A 19,699-nucleotide genomic window follows, 5' to 3' on the forward strand; every position below is an offset into this window, starting at 1 on the left:
GTTTTACACTCGTTTGTCGGATGACGCTGCGCTTATCCGACCTACAAATGCTATGGTTTTACACTCGTTTGTCGGATGACGCTGCGCTTATCCAACCTACGAAAACCGTGCCCTGTAGGGGGTAAGTGCAAACGTCATCCACCATTTTTTACTTCATGATGCGGTCATCAACGTATTTACGTTTATCCGGTGCTGGCGGGAAGTAGTGATACAACCAGGTTTCACTGATGGCATCGCCCTGGCAACGCAGGAACATGCGCATATCGACCGGATCGGTTGAGTCGTCAGTTGGGTACCAGTCAAACAGAATGCGGTAACCGTTGAACGGCTCGACGTACAAAATTTCAATCTGCCTGGCTTCACCGTTAGACAGTGTGATAACCGGCTCGATCCCTTTCGGTGCTGCGTTTTTCAAATCACCACCGATAAAATCAATCGCGAAACGGCGTGACCATTTCTCTGGGAAATGCTCGCCTGGTGCCCAACCTTCCGGGAAACTCCCCATTCCGGTGCGTGTTGCGTAAACGCGCGCCAGCGGCGACTGGATTGGCGGCAAACCACTCCAGTACAAGCGATATTTGAACGACAGTTCATCACCCGCTTTCACCGGTTTTTCCGGCTGCCAGAAGCAAACGATATTATCCAGCGTTTCACCGGTAGTTGGGATTTCCATCAGGCCGATGGTGCCTTTGCCCCACTTGTTCAGCGGTTCAACCCACAGACTTGGGCGTTTGTTATACCAGCCCATAATGTCCTGGTAGTTGGCAAACTCATGGTCTAGTTGCAGCAAACCAAACCCTTTCGGGTTGTTGTCGGTGTAAGCATTGAACTGCAATTTCTGCGGGTTATTCAATGGACGCGTCACCCACTCGCCATTTCCACGCCACATCGCCAGGCGGTCAGAGTCGTGAATTTGCGGGTGGATGGTGTCGCACATCCGGCGTTCGTTAGTGCCACATGCGAACATACTGGTCATCGGCGCGATACCCAGTTGCTTAATATCTTCACGCGCATACAGATGGTTTTCGACATCCATCACCACACGTTCGGATTCGCAGCTAATATTAAATTTGTAGGCTCCGGTGACGCTTGCGCTATCCAACAGAGCGTAGACCACAAATTTGCTGTCACCTGCTTTCGCGGTTTCAAACCAGAACGCGGTAAAGTCCGGGAACTCTTCCAGTTGGTCGGTATAGGTGTTGACCGCCAGCCCACGTGCAGACAAGCCGTACTGGTAAGTTTTATCTACCGCACGGAAGTAGCTCGCGCCAAGGAAGGAAACCACGTCACGACGCGCCAGTTCTGGCGATTTAAAGGCTTTAAACCCGGCAAAGCCAAGATCAATCTGGCCTTCAAGCTGTTTAGTATCTACGCCTGCATCGTTGTATTTGAACAGCTCAGGGCGGAAGTGAATTTCACGCGCCTGATGAGATGTGGCGTCAACAGAGAACATGCGTACCCGGCGGCGGAAGCCCATCCCCACGTGGAAAAACTGCACATCAAGCTGGCGGTTTTCAACGTTATTCCACAGTGAATGCTCAGCATCATACTGAATGGCGTTGTAAGCCTGAGGCGTTAAGTTTGCCAGGGTGTCCGGCAACGGGCGCGGTTTGCCAACCCACGGTTTCTTCGACAGGTCGTGAGCCATTGACTGGAGCACAGAGAAATCGAACTCGGTGGTGCGACCATCGGCAATTTCAGACTCTGACGCGTAAGCGGCGCGTGAGAAGAGCGTGGCAAGTGAAGTTGTGCCGCTGACTGCGGCGAGAGCCATTGAGGCTTTGATAAAACGTCTACGGTTCATGCCTGAAAAATAGTCCTTCATTGTCGATGTGTTTGGTCCCACCAGGGGCAGAACAGCGGCAAAATCTAGACCGCACACTCTAGACAAAAATCACTGAAAAACCAATCAGAGACACAGACCTTTACGCAACGAATCACTAATTATTTCGTGATTTGTAGGGTGGATAAGCGTAAACGGTGGATGACGCTTTCGCTTACCCACCCTACAAAGAAAAACTTACTTCACACTGACATCAATACCCGGGAAATACTTCTTCGCAAGCGTAGTGATGGTGCCATCAGCACGCACTTTGTCGATTGCCGCATCAAGCTGCTTCTTGGTTGCTTCGTCGCCTTTACGCAAACCGTAGCCGATACCGCTGCCCAAAATGGTATCGTCGCTCACCGGCTTGCCAATAAAGCCAAAACCTTTGCCCTGCGGTTTACTCAGGAAACCGGCCTGGCCTGCGGCTGACATCACCAGCGACGCATCAATACGGCCATTGAGCAAATCACCCCACGCCATATTTTGATCTTTATAGGACACAACCGTGACACCGTGTTTTTCCCAGTGTTCTTTGGCATAAGTTTCCTGAATGGAACCTTGCAGAACACCGATAGTTTTACCCTTCAGCCCTTCTGGCGTGGCTTCCATACCGCTATCGGCTTTGCCCACCAGTTGTGACGGAATACGGTAGATTGGCTGGGTAAAATCGATACTTTTACGGCGCTGTTCGGTGATGTTCATCGCCGAGTTAATCGCATCGAATTTCTTCGCCATCAGCCCCGGAATCAAGGCGTCAAATGAGGTTTCCACCCATGAACATTTCAGGCTTGCCGCTTGACAAATCGCGTTACCCAAATCGATATCAAACCCTTCCAGCTCGCCCGCCGTGTTACGGCTTTCAAACGGTGGATACTCGGCTTCCACGCCGTAACGCATTTCGCTTGCTGCAAAAGCAGAGAATGAAGCGCACATCCCAACCAATAAACTTAATGCATAAACTTTTTTCATTATGACCTCGTATCAGCGTGGCTTAACCTGGCAAAGTGCCTGAGCACCCGCACGTAACGTAGCTTCATCTTTCGCAAATGACAAACGAATCAACTTGTTGTCTGTCCCATCGGTATAAAACGCAGAGAGCGGTATCGTCGCCACGCCATATTGAGTAATCAGGCGCTTCACCATTTCACTGTCAGATTCATCGCTGAAATGATCGAACTTCGCCAGCAGGAAGAACGACCCTGCACTTGGCAGCAGCTTAAATGGCGACTCCGCCAATAATGACTGCATTAAATCGCGTTTACGTTGATAAAACGCCGCCAGCGATAAATAAGTGTCCGGGTTTTTCATATATTCAGCAAACGCATGCTGCATCGGCGTGTCGGCGGAAAACATCAGGAACTGGTGCACTTTGCAGATTTCTGCCATCAGTTCCGCAGGAGCCAGGCAATACCCCACGCGCCAGCCGGTCACATGGAAGGTTTTACCAAATGACGAAACGATAACGCTGCGTTCGGCCAGTGCCGGGTGCGTTGCCATGCCGTGATGGCGTTCACCATCAAACACGATGTGCTCGTAGACTTCATCGGACAAAATAATGATGTCGGTGTTACGCGTCAGCGCCGCCAGCATTTCCAGGTCATGGGCGTTGAACACCTGCCCGCTCGGGTTATGCGGCGTGTTGATAATGATCATACGCGTGCGTGGCGTGATTGCCGCGCGGACTTCATCCCAGTCAACGGTGAAATCCGGCAGCGCCAGTTTTAGCGCGACCGGTGTCGCCCCCTGCAAACGGACAATCGGTGCGTAGCTATCAAAAGAGGGTTCGAAGTAAATCACTTCGTCACCCGGATGCACTAACCCGCTGATGGCGGAATAAAGCCCTTCGCTGGCGCTGGCGGTGACTAAAATTTCATCGTCAACGTCATAATGTGAGCCATAAAGCGCCGCCACTTTTTCAGCGATCAGCGTTTTTAGCGGCCTGAAACCGGTCATCGATGCGTACTGGTTATGATTTTCCTGCATCGCTTTGCTGACACCCGCAACCAACTTCGGGTCAGGTGAAAAATTAGGTGCGCCTTGCGAAAGGTTGATGGCGTTATGTTGCGCCGACAGTTGGCCGATAACGGTAAAAATAGTGGTTCCAACATCCGGTAATTTTGAACGAAGTTGCACCGGGGTTTGCATGGTCATGGCCGCTCCTGTATATGCGCGATTTGCATAACTATTCAAACTGTAACGGGTTGCTACCACAACCGAATTGTTGTCATAATAGCCATGCAAAAAATTCATAGCTCAACGGAGAGCCATCACATATGCGGCGCAATTTCCCTCTGAATACGGTTGATGCTTTTCTGGTGACGGCCAAACATTTGAATCTGACTCGCGCCGCAAAAGAGCTTTGTCTGACGCAGGGCGCTGTGAGCCGTAAAATCTCAACACTCGAAGAATGGCTCGGCTATGCGCTGTTTGACCGCCATGCCCGTGGGCTGCATTTAACCCCGCAAGGCAACACCCTGCTGCCAGAAATGCAGCACGCCTTTGAGCATTTGTTGAGTGTGGCGAACAACGCCTGCCATAAATCCAGTGTCATCCGCCTGAAAGCCCCAACCTGCGCCATGCGCTGGCTGGTGCCAAAGCTTGTGCAACTGGAGAGCACCGCACCTGAAATCCAGGTGGCGCTCACCACCACCGTCGAACATGGCGTGAATTTCAAAAACGAGTCATATGATGCCGCGATTATTTTCGGGCATACAGATAACCACGGCACGTTGCTGTTTGAGGAGTGCCTCACGCCGGTAGTCAGCCAACAGTTGCTCCCGGAAGAGCCGCTCACCGCTGAGATACTGAGCCGCTACACCTTCCTGCATCCCACACGCGATCGTACCGACTGGTCACTGTGGCTGGCGCAAAATACCGACATCGCTCCTGTTATGAATAAAAATCAACACTTCGACACCATGGATTTAGCGATCAGCGCCGCGATTCAAGGATTTGGTATCGCAATTGCCGATGCAACACTAGTGGCCGAAGATTTGCGGCGTGGCCGGTTGGTGCAGCCGTTTGCCAGCCAGGTGAAAACGGGGGCGTGTTATCGACTGGTGCTACGCCATGCAAATGAAAACAGCGCCGACCTTGAAGCCTTCAAACACAGTTTACTGACGCTAAGTGAATAATGGTGGATGACGCACCAAAGCGCGTAGGTCGGATAAGCGTGAGCGTCATCCGACATAATCGACATCACCCACCTCAATTGAAATGACCCCTGTTTATTTGCAGGACTCTTTTTTGCTACCGCTGTAACATATTCCCAACACAGCCGTTGCGCTGAATAGATTCGTCCGCATGATGGCGCCAGATCCTTCCTGAAGAGCATAACCATGATTGCCGTTGCTTTAGTTGATGACCACGTTGTAGTGCGCTCCGGTTTTGCGCAGTTGCTGAGCCTTGAGAGCGATATTGAAATTGTCGGGCAGTACAGTTCTGCCGCCGAAGCCTGGCCCGCGCTGATAAAACGCCAGCCCGATGTCGCCGTACTCGACATCGCCATGCCCGATGAAAATGGTTTGAGTTTGCTTAAACGCCTGCGCCAGCATCACCCTGGGTTTCGCGCCATCATTCTGAGCATTTACGACACCACTGCGTTTGTGCAAAGCGCGCTGGATGCCGGAGCAAGCGGTTATCTCACCAAACGCTGCGGCCCTGAAGAACTGGTGCAGGCGGTGCGCACCGTCGGTATGGGCGGCCATTATTTATGTGCCGATGCGCTACGCGCGTTACGCCACGCGGGGCAACCGGCCAAAGTTCTGGAAGCCCTCACCCCACGCGAGCACGAAGTTTTCGATTTGCTGATTAAAGGCGAAAGCGTCAAGCATATTGCCGAGCAACTGAATCTCAGCCACAAAACCGTGCATGTGCATCGCGCCAATATCCTCGGCAAACTGCAATGCGAAAGCACCATCGAACTGGTGCACTTTGCCCTCGACCACCAACTGTTAACCGGGCACTAAATGTCTCGTTCGTGGCGTCATCTGTTGTTATCGCTGTTTATTGTTTTCGCCTGGGGGCTGACCTGGCTTGCCCTCTGGACGATAAGTTTCTACCTCACCAATAACGGCCAGCAAGCCACGCTACTGTTACCGCAAGGCGTGCATCTGGCGTTACTGATTTTGCTGCATCGCCGCTACTGGCCTGCGTTGTTTCTCCCGGTGTTCGGCCTGCTTGGCGGGCTTTGGCAACAGCAGTTGATGACCGAACCGGTGATGCTACTTTCCCCGTTGCTAAGTGCGATCCCCGCGCTGTTTGTCCAGCATTACTGGCACCGTTTCACCCTCTACTGGCAACGCTTGTCACTGTTGATGGCGGCGATCACCAGCGATGCGTTGCTACACACGCTGGTGCTAACCCCTTTTCTCTCCAGCAGCGCTTCGCAAACCTTGCTGGCCGCATTTACCGGCGGCGTAGTGCTCACACCGTTTGTCTACCTGATTTATGAATACCTGCGCCAGCAACACCTCGAAAGCCTTTTGGCGCAAGAAACGCCCAATCCTCCGCTGCGCACCTCGTTGCTAATCTGGTGCAGCCTGTTTTTCATCATTGGCGTGGGTGCGCAAATGGTGGTGTCGCCTGAAATCGAACGCTTGTTGTTGATTGTGGTGTTTTTGCCAAACGTAGTGATGGCCTACAAATTTGGCTGGCAAGGCGGCGTACTTGCCGCACTGTTGGGCAGCATGATGATTACCATCGCCCGCCAGATAGGCAGCGGCTTTAACGGGCTGATGGAAATGGAGCTGTTTCTTTCCACTCAGGCGCTGCTGGGCATTGGGCTGGGGATTGCGATAAGCCGTCAGCAGCATCTTGCCAATAATCTGCACCGTTATCGCCAACGGCTGGAAGTGGAATTACAGGCCAGGCGCGAGCTAATGGAACAACTGGTGCATACCGAAGAAGACACGCGCAAAGATCTGGCGCGTGAGCTGCACGACGAAATTGGCCAGAATATTACCGCGATTCAAATCCAGTCGATGCTGGTAAAACGCACCGCCAGCGGCGATGCCACGGTGCTCGCCGCCGAGCAAATCAACCAGCTTGCCCAACGCATTCACCACTCGACTCGCCATCTGTTGCGCCAGCTTCGCCCGCCGGTGCTGGACGAAATCTCGCTCGATAAAGCGCTGCATCATTTGATTCAGGAGTTCGCCTTTGCCGAACGCGGTATCACCTGCCGCTTCCATTACGATTTACCCGGCCAGCCCGTCAGCGATCCGGTGATTTTTACCCTCTATCGCCTGGTGCAGGAACTACTCAACAATATCTGTAAACACGCCGACGCCAGCCTGATTGAGATTTCTTTAACCCAACAACCCGCAGGCGTACGCCTGGAAGTCAAAGACGATGGCATCGGCTTTAGCGGTAACACCCATAACGGCCAGGGATTACAAGGGATCGCGGAACGCATTCGCGCGTTAGGTGGGGATTTGCAGATTGAAAGCCAGTCCGGCACACGCGTAATTGTTAACTTGCCCACACTTTTTCAACAAAATCAGGGATAACCAGGAAAAATTCCTGGTTGGCTAAAACCTTGTCTCATCCCCTTTGTATCTGCGTTTTCTATAGTCATTCCAATCCGGAGGAATCAGATGATTTCCGAGCAAACTATCGGTCGTGATTATCGTTACTGGCGTCCACGTTTGCTGCTGTCGATGGTCGTGGGCTATGGCGCATTTTACCTGACACGCAAGAGCGTCAGCTTTGTGCTCCCGGCAATGCAGGTCGACCTGGCGTTAAGCAAAAGCGATGTCGGCCTGCTGGGTACGCTGTTTTACCTCTCCTACGGCCTGTCGAAATTTGCCGCCGGATTGTGGCACGACCGTCGGGGCGCACGCTGGTTTATGGGCGCGGGCCTGCTGGCAACCGGAATACTGAACATTCTTTTTGCCTTCGGCAGCAACTTACCGATGTTGCTGGTTATCTGGACGCTGAACGGCTTCTTCCAGGGTTGGGGATGGCCGCCCTGCGCCAGATTGCTAACGCACTGGTATTCGCGCAACGAACGCGGTTTTTGGTGGGGCTGCTGGAATACTTCCATCAACCTCGGCGGTGCCGCCGTTCCGCTGATTTCCGCGCTGATGGCGCTGTGGTTCGGCTGGCAGGCGTCGCTTTTTGTCTCGGGTGGTATCGGCATCATCACCGGGATTTGGCTATGCCGTAGCTTAACCGGCACGCCACAAGAAATGGGATTACCACCAGTCGGTGTCTGGCGACATGACCCGCTAGAAATGCGCCAGCAGCAACTCAGCCCGCCGCTGCCACAGTGGCAAATGTTTCGCAGCACCGTGTTGCAAAACCCAATGGTCTGGCTGCTCGGCGTCAGTTACGTGCTGGTGTACCTGATTCGTATCGCGCTTAACGACTGGGGCAATATCTGGCTTTCCGAAAGCCACGGCGTGAATTTACTCAGCGCCAACGCCACGGTGATGTTGTTCGAAATGGGCGGTTTGCTGGGGGCGTTGTTTGCCGGATGGGGTTCAGATTTGCTGTTTCGCGGCCAGCGCGGGCCGATGATTTTACTGTTTGCGTTAGGGCTGTTTGTTTCCGTCGCCGCCCTGTGGTTATCGCCCGTACACCATTACGCACTACTGGCAGTGTGCTTTTTCTCCATCGGCTTTTTTGTCTTTGGCCCGCAGATGCTGATTGGCCTCGCCGCCGTGGAATGCAGCCATAAGCAGGCTGCGGGTAGCGTCACAGGATTCTTAGGTTTGTTTGCCTATTTAGGCGCGGCACTGGCGGGATGGCCACTGTCGCAAGTGATTGAGCGTTATGGCTGGTCCGGGATGTTCGCGCTGTTAACCGTGGCTGCCGCACTGATTGGATTTTTGCTGATGCCCCTGTTAATGGCGGGCATCAGCGCGCAAGACAGGAGTGTTGGTGCCATGGACCCGGCAATCACCTTACCTCAGGACACTTAGGATAATAATATGAAACTGACCGTGCTCTCTTCTCTGGTTGCTGCGGGTGTTGCGTTGGCTACCCTGTCCGGTGCCGCGCAGGCCAAAGGCCGTCTGGTGGTGTATTGCAGCGCCACCAATGAAATGTGTGAAACTGAAACCAAAGCGTTTGGCGAAAAATACGATGTGAAAACCTCGTTTATCCGTAACGGTTCCGGCAGCACACTGGCGAAGGTGGATGCCGAGAAGAAAAACCCACAGGCCGATGTGTGGTACGGCGGCACGCTGGATCCGCAGTCTCAGGCGGGTGAAATGGACCTGCTGGAGCCGTATAAATCCGCCAACCTCGCGCAAATCATGCCGAAGTTCCAGGACCCGGCAAAACGCAAAGGCAACTACTCCTCTGCGGTGTATATCGGCATTCTCGGTTTTGGCGTCAACACTCAGCGCCTGAAAGAGAAAAACCTGCCGGTGCCCAAGTGCTGGAAAGATCTCACCAACCCAATTTATAAAGGCGAAATCCAGGTTGCTGACCCGCAAAGCTCAGGCACGGCGTACACCGCACTGGCAACCTTCGCGCAGCTTTGGGGCGAAGATCAGGCGTTTGATTACCTGAAAAAACTCAACGGCAATATTTCCCAGTACACCAAATCCGGCATTGCTCCGGCACGTAACGCCGCTCGTGGCGAAACCGCTATCGGCATTGGCTTCCTGCATGATTACTCGCTGGAAAAAGAGAACGGCGCACCGCTGGAGCTGATTTCCCCCTGCGAAGGCACCGGCTATGAAATTGGCGGCGTCAGCATCCTGAAAGGCGCGCGCAACATGGACAACGCCAAATTGTTCGTTGACTGGGTGCTGTCGAAAGAAGCGCAGGAATTGTCGTGGAAAAAAGGCAAGTCCTACCAAATTCTGACCAACACCACCGCTGAAAGCTCCCCGCTGTCGCTCAAGCTCGATGACCTGAAACTCATCAACTATGACATGGACAAATACGGCGCAACCGAGATGCGCAAAGCGCTGATCAATAAGTGGGTTAGCGAAGTGAAAATGGGTAACTAACCCATTAGCAGGTGACGGCGTCACGTCACCTGCCCCCTCCTTTTCTTTTGGCCGATGAGGCACTTATGTCTGAAACTTTACTTTTGCGTCCTGCGCAGAAGCGGGACGCTATTCTCTGGTGGGTGGCGTTGTGCTGGCTGGCTTTTGCCCTGCTGCCAAGCTGGAGCCTGGATTACGGCCTGTTTGAATCAACCGGTGACGAACTGCTCGCGGCTTATAGCTGGTCGGGAATTAACATCAGTTTGCTGTGGTACGTTTTACCGTCGCTATTACTGCTGCGCCCGTTCCATGCCTCAGGGCCGGAAAAGCGCCAGCGCCACTATTTCGATGCAGGCTGGGCGTTGCTGTGCATGGCCTTTGTGGTGGTCAGCGCCACCGTGACGGAACGCGGGCTAGGCTATGCCACACTGGTGCTGTTTATCGCGCTCGGCATGGTTATCACCCTTGCTCTGACGCGCCTCGAATGGCTGGGCGGCGACAGTTTTGTCATTGGCTCGCTGGTGGCGATTGTGGCGCTAATTGGCGTGTTTATTGTCTGGCCAAGCATCGCGATTTTCATTCCGATGTTTACCACCGACAGCGGCGAGTTTGCCCCACTGGCGTTTATGGCGGTGCTCAGCCAGGCGCATATTATTCAGGTGATTATCAACTCCATCGCACTGTCGATTGCGGTGGGCATTGGCTGCACCTTCTTCGGTCTGGTGCTGGCGATTTACACGACACGCATCGCCAAACGTAGCGCCATTATTGGCCGTATCTTCTCGATTCTGCCGATTGTCACCCCGCCGTTTGTGGTTGGCCTTGGCGTCACGCTGATGATGGGGCGTTCAGGTTATATCACCGAATTGATGGTTGACTGGTTCGGGTTGACGAACACCAACTGGCTGTACGGTTTTACCGGCATCTGGCTGGCGCAAGTTCTGGCCTTCACACCAATGGCATTTATGATCCTCGATGGCGCGATTAAAACCATTCACCCGTCGCTGGAAGAAGCCTCTTATACCCTGCGGGCTACACGCTGGAAGACCTTCAAAGGGGTGTTTTTACCGCTGCTGAAACCGGCGCTGGCAAACGCATTTTTGATTGTGATTGTGCAATCGCTGGCGGACTTCAGTAACCCGCTGGTGTTAGGCGGCAACTTTGACGTGCTCGCCACGCAAATCTACTTCTACATCACCGGTTCACAGCTGGATTACCAGGCCGCCAGTACCCTCGGCGCGTTCCTGTTGCTGTTCTCGCTGCTGGTGTTCTGCATTCAGTACATGTGGATTGGCAAACGCTCCTACGTCACGGTTTCCGGTAAATCCAACCGTGGCGACGTACAACCGTTGCCGGTCACCCTGGTGTGGGCAGTGGTGGCGTTATTAGCGGTGTGGATTGCCTTTAACGCCCTGCTCTATGGCAGCATTTTCTACGGCAGTTTCACCGTCAACTGGGGCGTGGATTACACGCTGACCTTCGATAACTTCATCAAACTGTTCGGCCAGGGAATGAGCGATGGCGCATGGCCTTCACTGCTCGACACCCTGCTGTACGCGGGAATTGCCGCGCCCATCACCGCTTTCTTCGGCTTGTTGATTGCCTGGATTGTGGTGCGCCAGCAGTTCCGTGGCAAAAAGACTATCGAGTTCACCACCATGCTGTGCTTTGCGGTACCAGGCACCGTGGCAGGCGTGTCCTACATTCTGGCGTTTAACAGCGCGCCAGTTTACCTGACGGGAACTGCGGCGATTGTGATTATGTCGATGGTGATGCGTAACGTTCCGGTAGGTATCCGTGCGGGCATTGCCGGGCTGGGGCAAATCGACAAGTCACTCGACGAAGCTTCTTTGAGCCTGCGAGCCGGGTCGATGCGCACCATTATCAACATTCTGCTGCCGCTGCTGCGCCCGGCGATTCTGTCGGCGCTGATTTACAGCTTTGTGCGCGCCATTACGACCGTCAGCGCCATTGTGTTCCTCGTCACACCGGATACCCGTGTCGCCACCGCCTACATTCTGAACCGCGTGGAAGATGGCGAATATGGCGTGGCGATTGCCTACGGCTCAATCCTTATTGTCGTGATGCTGACGATTATTTTCATCTTTGACTGGTTGATTGGTGAAGCGCGAATTTCACGTTCAAAAGCCAAAACCAACGCGTGATTACGGAGTAAAACATGAAACAACCTCATTTTGTAGAACTGCGCAATGTCACGAAACGGTTTGGTAATAACACCGTCATTGCGGGCATTAATCTGGCCATTCCTAAAGGGGAAATGGTGACGCTGCTCGGGCCATCCGGCTGCGGGAAAACTACAGTTTTGCGCCTGGTCGCCGGGCTTGAGAAACCCACCGAAGGGCAGATTTTTATTGATGGCGAAGACGTGACGCACCGCTCTATTCAGCAACGTGACATTTGCATGGTGTTCCAGTCCTATGCCCTGTTCCCGCATATGTCGCTGGGCGATAACGTCGGATACGGGCTGAAAATGCTCGGCACGCCACGCGCAGAAATCAAAACGCGCGTAAAAGAAGCGCTGGCAATGGTGGATTTAGACGGTTTCGAAGACCGCTTTGTTGACCAGATTTCCGGAGGCCAGCAACAACGTGTGGCACTGGCGCGTGCGCTGATCCTCAAACCCAAAGTGCTGCTGTTTGATGAACCACTGAGTAACCTGGATGCCAACCTGCGCCGCAGCATGCGCGACAAAATCCGCGAGCTGCAAAAACAGTTCAACATTACTTCGCTGTACGTCACCCACGACCAGAGCGAAGCCTTTGCGGTATCGGACACGGTGCTGGTAATGAACAAAGGCGAAATCATGCAGATTGGCAGCCCGCAGACGTTGTATCGCCAGCCCGCCTCGCGCTTTATGGCAAGTTTTATGGGCGATGCCAACATCTTCCCGGCGCGCTTTGGCAGCGATTTTGTCGAGATCCACGGCTACCGTTTACCCCGCCCGCCTCAGCTCACTATTACGCAAGCGGAAGGCACGGTTGGCGTGCGCCCGGAGGCGATAACGCTGAGTGAACACGGTGACGAAAGCCAGCGTTGCGTGGTGCGCCATGTGGCGTATATGGGGCCGCAATATGAAGTGACGGTGGAATGGCATGGTCAGGCGCTGTTGTTGCAGGTGAATGCCACGCGCCTACAGCCTGATGTGGGGGATAATTACTATCTCGAGATCCATCCGTACGGAATGTTTATTCTGGCGGATGCGGCGTAGATGGTGGATGACGCTAGCGCTTATCCACCCTACAAAACCAATTCGTAGGTCGGATAAGCGCAGCGTCATCCAACGATGGCGATTACATTAATCCGCAACGCTTTTTACTGCGGTCAGTTGCCTGCTGATACAGTTCAAATTCGTCGGCAACCGGCGCGCCCAGCGCTTCTTCAAACGCGACACGGCTGGAATGGCCGTGGCTGCGTTGGCCGCCTTCACTACCCAAATTCGACTGGAAAATCCCAGCCGCACTGACCGGCAGAAAATCTTCATAAATAATCGGTTGTGCCACCAGCCAGCCACGTTCAATTAATGGCTGCGGATCATCACCGGGTTTTATCGCCTGGCGGTGCGTTTCCCCTACTGGCGTTAAACGATAGCGGAAATAAGCCAAATCCTGGCAGCGCATCAGCGTCTCGCTGTCTGGCAGTCGGGTGAAAATTTCCTGCAAATGTTGCTGGTGGCTAAAGTTATCCTGCCCGTTGCCCGCTTCATTAAGTAGCTCGTCATACAACGCGCGCCCTTTCGGGGTTAACGCAACACCTCGCTGCTCAATTTCCCCAAAGCGCGCGGTATGCGTCCCATGATGGACGCCAGCAAAAATAATCGGTTCTTCAAGCGCTTTAAAACTGGTCTGGCGCAACAATATTGGGAACATGCGGCGTGGTGGCCCTTCAATAATCGCTTTCGGCGCAATGCCATATTCCGGCATCAACGCCTGCACACGGTCAATATCCAGGGTGCGTGGCGTCAGGTGGTTAATGTGGCAACCACGGAAACAAACCACGTCGGCAATCAGGCGGTGCTGTTGATGAAATGCCTGGTAGGTTTGCGCATCTACCGTGGCATGGCTGTGCCAACGGAAAGTTTCCAGCGCCTGTTCGACAAACTCATTGGCCTGGGCTTCGCTAAACGCCCCCTGCTGGTCGTAAATATCGAGCAATGCCCGACAACGCGGGGTGAAAATATCGCGTTCTGCGAGGATCGCCGCAGCGGTCTTTCGCAGTTCTGGGTCTTCGATTAATTCAAGACGCAATAACGAGGTGAAAATGCGGAACGGATTACGCGCCAGCGCCGCATCGTCAACCGGACGAAATGCCGTGGAATGCACCGGAACGCCCGCCTGAGAGAGATCGTAATAGCCGACCGGATACATGCCCATCACCGCGAACACGCGGCGTAAGGTTGCCAGTTCCTCTGCTTTTCCCACCCGAATCGCGCCGTGGCGCTCAACATTCAGGCGTGCCAGTTCATCGGCATTTTCCAGTTGCTGTTGCAGATCCGGATTATTTTCCAGCACCGCCAGATTCACGTCGGCGACTAACTCTAACAAGGTTCCGTACTGCGGCACCTCTTGCTGGTACATCGCCGACATAGCGTGCGAAAATTTTTCCCGAATATCATCAGCCGTGATGTTGTTCGCCATGATGTCGTATCTCCAGTGAATATTGCTGAAAGCGTAGAATGTTGCGCAGCGGTTTTGGGCGAAGAATTTTCGTTTTGTGATCGACTCTACAGGCCAACATCAGAAGTAATGCTAACAACGGCTTTCATAGCTAAAGGTTATGATTGGCGGTACTTAAATTCACTTTAATTTAACAATCCATTAACTGAAACTGTTTGGGACGGTACTTAATAAATAAAACATCACCCTCTGCCTGGAGTTCCCAATGTCGAAAGAACTTGTCCATCGCAATTACGATTCCCATCCTCCGGCTTTCGCGCCGGGGTATAAAACCAGCGTGCTGCGTTCGCCGCGAAATGCGTTGATTTCACTGCAAAACTCGCTATCTGAAATCACTGGCCCGATATTTGGCGCGAAAGATCTCGACCCGCTGGATAACGATTTGATCATGAATTACGCCAAAGACGGTTTGCCAATTGGTGAACGTATTATCGTGCACGGTTATGTGCGTGATGGTTTTGGCCGCCCGATGAAAAACACGCTGGTGGAAGTGTGGCAAGCCAATGCTGGCGGCCGTTATCGCCATAAAAAAGACAAGTATCTTGCACCAATCGACCCTAATTTTGGCGGCTGTGGGCGCGTTTTGACTGATGAAAATGGCTATTACTTTTTCCGCACCATCAAGCCCGGCCCGTATCCATGGCGTAACCAGGCCAGCGACTGGCGTCCTTCACATATCCACTTTTCGCTCTCCGGCGAATCCTTTGCCCAACGTCTGATTACCCAGATGTATTTTGAAGGTGATCCGCTGATCAAACAGTGCCCGATTGTGAAAACGATTAATAACGATGATGCTATCCGCACCTTGATTGCCGAGCTGGATACCCATGCGGCCGTCCCGCTCGACAGCCTGGCCTATCGTTTTGATTTAGTGTTACGCGGCCACCGCGCTACGTTGTTTGAAAACCGCACCCAAGGAGCCGTGTGATGAAAGATTATTTAGCGGAAACCGCCTCGCAAACCGCGGGCCCATATGTCCATATCGGCCTGGCTCCGCAAGCGGCGGGATTTAACATTTTTGAGAAAAATTTTAGCCATGTGCTGACGAACTCGCATACCCAGGGCGAGCGGATTATCGTTGAAGGCCGGGTGTTTGATGGTTCCGGCACGCCGGTGCGCGATGTGTTGCTGGAAGTGTGGCAAGCCAATGCTGCCGGGCGTTACAACCACCCCGCCGACCAGCAAACGGATAAAAAACTGGATGACGATTTTCGTGGCTGGGGCCGCACCTGTTCAGATTTCGACAGCGGCGTGTGGCGTTTTGACACCATCAAACCCGGTGCAGTGACTGGCCGTGATGGGCGTATGATGGCTCCCCATCTGAATCTGTGGATTGTGGCGCGCGGGATAAATATCGGCCTGAATACGCGGATGTATTTTTCCGACGAGCACGCGGCGAATGAGACCGATCCGGTGCTGAATTTGATTGAGTGGGAAGTGCGCCGTAAGACGTTGATTGGCAAGCGCGAGCAGCGTGGCGACGAGGTGGTGTATACGTTTGATGTGTATTTGCAGGGGGATCGGGAGACGGTGTTTTTTGACTTGTAAGTTCAGATTAAAACGGGTGGATGACGCGAGCGCTTATCCACCCTAACCCTTATTACCCTCACCCTTTGTTATCAAAACAAATCAATTGTTAATGAATTTTTGCTAGCAAGTTATCAAAATTAAACAACTTATCTTGTCAGCGCGTCGGGTCTGTTTTTAACATCAGGTTATGGAAAAAAACGGTTTGTTCAGTCAGCGCATTCGCTTGCGCCATCTTCATACTTTCGTAGCTGTCGCTCAACAGGGAACGCTGGGGCGCGCAGCTGAGACTCTTAATCTAAGCCAGCCTGCTTTATCAAAGACGCTTAATGAACTTGAGCAGCTAACCGGCACGCGTTTGTTTGATCGCGGACGTCTGGGCGCGCAAATGACGCTGATGGGCGAACAGTTCCTGACACATGCCGTTAAGGTGCTGGATGCGTTGAATCACGCAGGGCAATCACTCACTCAGAAAGATGGCAAAAGCACGTCTGTTATCCGCGTGGGTGCGCTGCCCACGGCGGCGCTGGGGATTTTGCCAAAAGTTATCGGCCAGTTTCACAAGCAACAAAGTGATGTCACGCTGCAAGTAGCGACCATGAATAACACCATGCTGTTATCGGGGCTGAAATCGGGTGAGCTGGATTTAGGTATCGGCAGAATGTCCGACCCGGAATTGATGACCGGGCTGAATTATGAGCTGTTGTTCCTCGAGTCATTAAAACTGGTGGTGCGGCCGGGTCACCCGCTGCTGCAAGAGAACATCACGCTGAGTAAAGTGATGGAGTGGCCGGTGGTGGTTTCCCCGAAAGGCACTATTCCGCGACAAAATGCCGAAGCCTTGCTTGCCAGCCAGGGCTGTAAGATGTCTACGAGTTGTGTAGAAACGCTTTCCGCTTCGCTTTCTCGCCAGTTGACGGTGGATTACAACTACGTGTGGTTTGTGCCGTCGTGCGCGGTGAAAGAGGATTTACGCCAGGGAACTCTGACGTCGTTGCCGGTCACCACTCAGGGTGCGGGCGAACCGATTGGTATTTTGACGCGTGTCGATACGCCGTTGTCGCCGGGTGCGCAAATTTTGTTGGCGTCGATTCGCAAATCGATTCCGGGGTGAAAAATGGTGGATGACGCCTATGGCTTATCCACCCTACAACACTGTTTTCGTAGGTCGGATAAGCGTTAGCGTCATCCGACATGAATTAACCGGCGGTGTCCAGCTCATCAAACACCTGCTGAGCCAGATGCATGGTGGCGTTGGCGGCGGGCAATCCGCAGTACAGCGCCGAATGCATAATCAACTCTTTGAGTTCATCACGCGTCACACCATTGTTAAACGCCGCGCGCAGGTGCATTTTCAGCTCAGCTTCACGGTTTAACGCAATCAACATCGCGATGGTTATCATACTGCGGGTATGGCGCTCAAGCCCTGGACGTGTCCAGATATCCCCCCAGGCATAACGGGTAATAAAGTTCTGGAACTCTTCATTAAGCGGCGTGAGCTGCGTCAATGTACGGTCGACGTGCTTATCACCCAGCACTTCGCGGCGCACTTTCATTCCTTGTTGGTAATGATCTTCATCCTTCATGATGTCAGTCGTCCTGTTGAATAAAGTTGAGTAGTGCGACGTTAAAGCCGTGGGCGTCTTCAATGCTGGAAAGGTGCGATGCTTTAAGCGTCACAAGATGAGAACCGTGAACCTGCTGGTGCATAAATTCGCTGTCTGCCACGCTGCAAACGGGGTCGTTGGCACCCGCAATAAACTGCATCGGCACTGTAATAGCGTCAATTTCACCACGTAGATCGGCTGCGGCTAACGCTTCGCAACAGGAGGCATAACCTTCAGGGTTGATTTGCCCAAGTGTTGCGCACAGCGCATCAACTTGCGCAGGGTGGTGTTTGACAAAATCGTCAGTAAACCAGCGCGATGGTGCACTTTTGGCAATCGCCGACATCCCTTCGTGGCGCACAGTACGCGCTCGTTCCAGCCAGCCGTTTTGTTCGCCGATTTTTGCCGCGCTATTGGCTACCGTCACCGAAAGAAAACGCTCGGGGGCAAAACGTGCCAGCCACAACCCCGTTAATCCGCCCATTGAAATCCCACAAAAATGCGCCTGCTGGACTCCGGCATCATCCATCACACTCAGCACGTCTTCCGCTAACTGTGGCAGCGTGGTTTTCTCGTTTTTGCGTGTGCGCCCATGGCCGTGCGTGTCATAACGCAGCACTCGGAAGTTTTCCAGCAGCGCCGCCATTTGTGGTTGCCACATCTCAAATGTGGTGCCCAGTGAGTTTGATAACACCACCACCGGCGCGCCGCTCGGCCCTTCGAGTTGATAATAATGGCTCATACTAGCTCCCTGTTTTGTTGTGCCGCCCGCGCCAAAACCTGGTTGATAAACGTGTTGTTGCTACCAAGGGCTTGTTGCGGGTCGAGCAGATGTTCGATTTGTGTCAAAGATAGATATGACGCGACTTGTGGGTGTTGTGCGAGCAAAGCCGCAAGCGGCTGGTTTTCATCCAGTGCGCGATGGCAAAGTTGTTCCACCAGATGATGCGCCGCCTGTTTGCCAAGTGATGTCGCCAACGCCAGCGTGACCGATTCCGCCATAATCAGGCCGTGGGTGATATCCAGATTGGCACGCATTTTTTCTGCGTTGACCTGCATCCCGCCGATTAAATCCAGCGCGGTTTGCATCACGCCACCGCTCAGCGTAATCAGTTCGGGAAGGGTTTCCCATTCGGCCTGCCAGCCGCCGAGTGCTCTTTCATGTTGTTGATTTTGGCTGGCGTAAAGTGTTGCCATTAGCCCAGGAATACGGGTGGTTGCGGTCAGGATCGCCGCACAACTCACTGGATTGCGTTTATGGGGCATGGTGGAAGAACCGCCGCGCCCTTCGGCAATCGGTTCGCCCACTTCAGCCACTTCGGTTTGCATCAGTAATGAAAAATCATTGGCAAATTTGCCGAGTGTGGTGCTGACACCGGCGAACCACGCCCCCACTTCCAGTAATCTGTCGCGCTGGCTGTGCCACGGTGTATCGGCCTGGTTCAGCGCCAGCACGTTTGCCAGAGCCAGTGAAACGTTGATGCCCTGCTCTTTTAGCGAAGCCAGCGTGCCTGCGGCACCGCCAAATTGCAGCACTAACACGCGCGGTTTCATTTCATGCAAACGTTGCTGCCAGCGCAGTAACGCATCGAGCGTGCCCGCAAGTTTCAAACCAAACGTTATCGGCAATGCGTGTTGCATCCAGGTTCTGCCTGGCATCACGCTATGTTGATGACGCTGGATTTGTTCGATTAACGCGCTGATTAACTGCCCAAGCAATGCTTCACTGGCAACGAGCGCCGCACGTAGTTGCAAAACCAGGCCGCTATCAATCACGTCCTGGCTGGTTGCGCCCCAGTGAACATAACGCGCGGCCTGTTCGTCATGCTGTTTGACGCAGGCGGTGAGCTGTTTCACCAGCGGAATCGCCAGGTTTCCAGCGCCCGCAGCCGCCTGAGCTAACGCCTGCACGTCCAGTTTATCGACCTGACACTGTACGGCAATCGGCTGCACTGCCGATTCGGGGATCGCGCCACAAAGCGCTGTCGCCCGCGCCAGCGCCGCTTCAAAATCCAGCATCCCTTGTAACGTGCTGTGGTCGCTGAAGATTTCGCTCAACGGTGATGCACGCAACATCGGGTTAAACAGTGTCATGCC

Annotated in this window: 17 protein-coding genes; 10 read left to right on the top strand and 7 right to left on the bottom strand. The window is 53.5% G+C overall.

Translation table 11 applies throughout. From position 1 onward, the window contains the following. Window positions 1–148: 148 nt before the first annotated feature. From MNO13_RS13540 to MNO13_RS13550, 3 genes are all read right to left on the bottom strand, one after another. Window positions 149–1,804, bottom strand: coding sequence for a glucan biosynthesis protein D (locus MNO13_RS13540; RefSeq protein ID WP_241938884.1), 1,656 nt, complete (start codon window positions 1,802–1,804; stop codon window positions 149–151). A 216-nt stretch (window positions 1,805–2,020) separates the two neighbouring features. Beyond that, on the bottom strand, window positions 2,021–2,797 hold the full coding sequence (locus MNO13_RS13545) for an ABC transporter substrate-binding protein (protein WP_121813361.1): 777 nt from the start codon (window positions 2,795–2,797) through the stop codon (window positions 2,021–2,023). 12 nt (window positions 2,798–2,809) lie between these two features. Continuing rightward, complete coding sequence (locus MNO13_RS13550) at window positions 2,810–3,979, bottom strand: pyridoxal phosphate-dependent aminotransferase (RefSeq protein ID WP_064547106.1); 1,170 nt, start codon at window positions 3,977–3,979, stop codon at window positions 2,810–2,812. Between the two features lie 122 nt (window positions 3,980–4,101). Between MNO13_RS13550 and MNO13_RS13555 the strand changes: the two genes are divergently transcribed. The 7 genes from MNO13_RS13555 to fbpC all read left to right on the top strand — a co-directional run bounded on the left by MNO13_RS13555 (window position 4,102) and on the right by fbpC (window position 13,003). Beyond that, complete coding sequence (locus MNO13_RS13555; protein WP_121813360.1) at window positions 4,102–4,962, top strand: LysR substrate-binding domain-containing protein; 861 nt, start codon at window positions 4,102–4,104, stop codon at window positions 4,960–4,962. 204 nt (window positions 4,963–5,166) lie between these two features. Next, the gene (locus MNO13_RS13560) at window positions 5,167–5,796 is read left to right on the top strand and encodes a response regulator transcription factor (protein ID WP_121813359.1); all 630 of its coding nucleotides are present in this window, start codon (window positions 5,167–5,169) and stop codon (window positions 5,794–5,796) included. Then, window positions 5,797–7,338, top strand: a complete 1,542-nt coding sequence (locus MNO13_RS13565; RefSeq protein WP_133521371.1) for an MASE1 domain-containing sensor histidine kinase — start codon at window positions 5,797–5,799, stop codon at window positions 7,336–7,338. 87 nt (window positions 7,339–7,425) lie between these two features. Further along, window positions 7,426–8,754, top strand: a complete 1,329-nt coding sequence (uhpC, locus tag MNO13_RS13570) for an MFS transporter family glucose-6-phosphate receptor UhpC (RefSeq protein ID WP_241938885.1) — start codon at window positions 7,426–7,428, stop codon at window positions 8,752–8,754. 9 nt (window positions 8,755–8,763) lie between these two features. After that, window positions 8,764–9,795, top strand: a complete 1,032-nt coding sequence (locus MNO13_RS13575) for an ABC transporter substrate-binding protein (protein WP_064547117.1) — start codon at window positions 8,764–8,766, stop codon at window positions 9,793–9,795. A 65-nt stretch (window positions 9,796–9,860) separates the two neighbouring features. Further along, window positions 9,861–11,939 (top strand): ABC transporter permease, encoded by a 2,079-nt coding sequence (locus tag MNO13_RS13580; protein ID WP_064547123.1) that lies wholly within the window; start codon window positions 9,861–9,863, stop codon window positions 11,937–11,939. A 14-nt stretch (window positions 11,940–11,953) separates the two neighbouring features. Further along, window positions 11,954–13,003, top strand: coding sequence for a ferric ABC transporter ATP-binding protein (gene fbpC, locus MNO13_RS13585; RefSeq protein WP_241938886.1), 1,050 nt, complete (start codon window positions 11,954–11,956; stop codon window positions 13,001–13,003). Window positions 13,004–13,085: 82 nt separating this feature from the next. On the opposite strand, the gene hglS is transcribed toward fbpC, so the two are convergent. Then, window positions 13,086–14,429: a 2-oxoadipate dioxygenase/decarboxylase HglS gene (gene hglS, locus MNO13_RS13590; protein ID WP_241938887.1), complete on the bottom strand. Its 1,344-nt coding sequence runs from the start codon at window positions 14,427–14,429 to the stop codon at window positions 13,086–13,088. A gap of 244 nt (window positions 14,430–14,673) precedes the next feature. Between hglS and pcaH the strand changes: the two genes are divergently transcribed. From pcaH to pcaQ, 3 genes are all read left to right on the top strand, one after another. After that, on the top strand, window positions 14,674–15,396 hold the full coding sequence (gene pcaH, locus MNO13_RS13595; RefSeq protein WP_064547145.1) for a protocatechuate 3,4-dioxygenase subunit beta: 723 nt from the start codon (window positions 14,674–14,676) through the stop codon (window positions 15,394–15,396). After that, window positions 15,396–16,016, top strand: a complete 621-nt coding sequence (gene pcaG / locus MNO13_RS13600; protein WP_241938888.1) for a protocatechuate 3,4-dioxygenase subunit alpha — start codon at window positions 15,396–15,398, stop codon at window positions 16,014–16,016. Before pcaH ends, pcaG begins: the two co-directional genes overlap by 1 nt. 169 nt (window positions 16,017–16,185) lie before the next feature. Next, a complete protein-coding gene (pcaQ, locus tag MNO13_RS13605; protein ID WP_133521366.1) occupies window positions 16,186–17,109 on the top strand; it encodes a pca operon transcription factor PcaQ in 924 nt (307 codons plus the stop codon). An 85-nt stretch (window positions 17,110–17,194) separates the two neighbouring features. Here pcaQ and pcaC read toward each other — a convergent pair whose 3' ends face one another. From pcaC to MNO13_RS13620, 3 genes are read right to left on the bottom strand one after another with little or no spacing between them, the layout of a single operon-like run. Beyond that, window positions 17,195–17,581 carry a 4-carboxymuconolactone decarboxylase gene (gene pcaC, locus MNO13_RS13610; RefSeq protein WP_133521365.1) on the bottom strand — a complete coding sequence of 129 codons (387 nt, stop codon included), beginning with the start codon at window positions 17,579–17,581 and terminating at the stop codon, window positions 17,195–17,197. 4 nt (window positions 17,582–17,585) lie between these two features. Continuing rightward, entirely contained in the window at window positions 17,586–18,344 is a 759-nt protein-coding gene (gene pcaD / locus MNO13_RS13615; protein ID WP_237932435.1) for a 3-oxoadipate enol-lactonase, read from the bottom strand. Then, on the bottom strand, window positions 18,341–19,696 hold the full coding sequence (locus MNO13_RS13620) for a 3-carboxy-cis,cis-muconate cycloisomerase (protein ID WP_133521363.1): 1,356 nt from the start codon (window positions 19,694–19,696) through the stop codon (window positions 18,341–18,343). The genes pcaD and MNO13_RS13620 overlap by 4 nt, the downstream gene beginning before the upstream one ends. Window positions 19,697–19,699: the final 3 nt, after the last annotated feature.

This window comes from Buttiauxella ferragutiae (genome assembly GCF_022637515.1).
Classification (GTDB): Bacteria; Pseudomonadota; Gammaproteobacteria; order Enterobacterales; family Enterobacteriaceae; genus Buttiauxella; species Buttiauxella ferragutiae.